Annotated in this window: 2 protein-coding genes; both read left to right on the top strand. The window is 63.6% G+C overall.

The window, feature by feature from the left end:
• A partial coding sequence (locus L0G76_RS15900) for a TRAP transporter large permease subunit (protein WP_304358100.1) occupies window positions 1–906 on the top strand: 906 nt, incomplete at its 5' end.
• A 139-nt stretch (window positions 907–1045) separates the two neighbouring features.
• On the top strand, window positions 1046–2210 hold a 1165-nt coding region (gene dctP / locus L0G76_RS15895; protein WP_304358099.1), incomplete at its 3' end, for a TRAP transporter substrate-binding protein DctP.

The following is a 2210-nucleotide window of genomic DNA, read 5'->3' as shown; positions in this document are numbered from 1 at the left end:
CCGTCGATCCTCATGGTCATCTACGCCGGCATCGCCTCCGTGCCCGTGGGCCCGGCACTCATGGCCGGCGCCCTGCCCGGAATTCTGCTCGCCCTGTGCTTCGCCGCCTTCATCTTCGCCATCGGAGTCATCACCCCGAAACTCGTCGGCCGCGGCGTCGACACCGCAAACCGCACGACACCCACCTGGTGCCAACGGCTGACCTCACTCGGCGGAGTCTGGGGCTTCCTGGTCATCCTCGTCGTCCTCTTCGGCGGCATGTTCTCCGGCATCTTCACACCGACCGAGGCCGGAGCCGCGGCCGCGCTGTGCTCCGTTCTGCTGTGCCTGTGGGAGAAGCGGGGCGACCATCCCTGGCGAAAGATCGCGGAGTCGGCCATGGCTACGGTGTCGGCCACCTCGGCGATCTTCTTCATTATGATCGGTGCCACGATGCTCACCAGCCTGCTCGCGATCACGGGGCTGGCCCCCATCCTCACCGGCTTCATCACCGACCTGGGGCTGTCCCGGGTGGGGTTCCTGCTCGTGCTCATCGTCCTCTACGTCATCATGGGCATGTTCTTCGACACCATGTCGATGATGCTGCTGACCATTCCGATCCTGCTGTCGACGCTGGAGACGATGGGGGTCAGCCCGCTCTGGTTCGGTGTCTTCGTCGTTCTCCTCGGCGAGTTCGGCATGGTCACCCCGCCGGTCGGCATCATTCCCTACATCATCCACAGCATCGTCAAGGACAAGGCCGTCAACCTCGGGCACACCATCACGCTGCGCGACATCTTCATCTCCCTGCTGTGGTTCCTCCCCGTCGCCGTGGTCTTCCTCGTCCTCCTGGTCGCCGTACCAGGCATGACCGAATGGCTGCCCGATCTCATCGAGCGCACCAGCGGTGGCATGGCCAGTAGCTGACCCTCGCCGAGGTGGCCCTGCAGTTCCGTCGCACACGCCGTTGCGGGGATTCCGGGCGGTGTGAGGGGAGTCATAACAGGGTGGACTCATTCAGATCTATGATCGAAGGAAACTCTCAGTCGTTGTTCAAAGGGGTCTCATGAATCGCATTCGTTCGGCGGCAGTCCGCCCTCTCACCGCCGTCGCGACGGTCGCGTCGCTGGCGCTCTTGGCCGGATGCGCCGGATCTGTCGGCGGGAGCGATTCAGACTCGGATGCTTCCGCAGGGGAGGGCTTCGCCTACGACGCTTCGCAGGATGAGATCGATGATGCTCTGGCCGATCTTGAACCCGTGACTCTGAAATTCCAGCCTTCGGCGATGTCGGAGAAGTCGATCCTCGCGCCGAACGGGCTCGATGTGAAGAAGGCGATCGAGGAGCGCTCGGGCGGGAAGATCACCGTCGACATCGTCTGGGGTCAGGCGATCGCCAGCTACGCCGACGTCGATGACGCTTTGGCTGACGGCCGAGTCGATCTCGCCTTTACCCTGCCGTCCTACACTCCCGCCGAATACCCTGCCTTCGACGCGCTCGGCACCGCCATGTCGACTCTGCCGTCCTCGCCGGTGGCCAGTGATCTGGCCGCGAACGCTGCCGGTGTCCAGGCGGCGTGGGAGACGCCCGAAGTGCTTGCCGAGTTCGAGGACAAGAACCTCGTTCCGCTCATCCCGATGCTCGCCGCCGGTGGGTATTCCACAATGTGTTCGAAGCCGATGACGTCTCTCGATGATTGGAATGGCAAGCAGCTGCGTGTCGGTTCGGCTGCCGCCGGGAAGCAGGTGACCGATCTGGGAGCCACTCCTGTGTCGCTGTCGTTCCCGGAGACCTATGAGGCGCTGCAGCGCGGGACCGTGGACTGCGACCTCGGCCAGCTCGCACCGAACGTCGAGGCCGGAACGTTCGAAGTCGCGCCGAACATCGGAGTCGCCTCGGATGCAGGCATTGCCCGATCTGCCGGTGCCATCACAGCAGGGAAGAAGTACTCAGAACTTCCGGTGGCCTACCAGCAGGTCGTATTCGACTCGATGTCCACGACCTTCTCCACCATGATGGAGGTTGTCATCGGTGCCAAGGCGATGGCCGTCGAGCAGGCGAAGGACAACGACGGTTCGGTCAAGCCGTTCGACGATGACGTGCAGAAGCAGATGGCGACATACGCGAAGACACTGTCGGATAAGACGGCCGAGAAGGCCGGTGTGCCCGATGCCCCGAAGACGCTGAACTCGGCGGCGAGCGACTGGCAGAAGTCCGTGAGCGAACTCGGCT

Source organism: Brevibacterium picturae (genome assembly GCF_030453725.1).
GTDB classification, from domain to species: Bacteria; Actinomycetota; Actinomycetes; order Actinomycetales; family Brevibacteriaceae; genus Brevibacterium; species Brevibacterium sandarakinum_A.
This window is presented reverse-complemented; position numbering and strand designations above follow the sequence as displayed.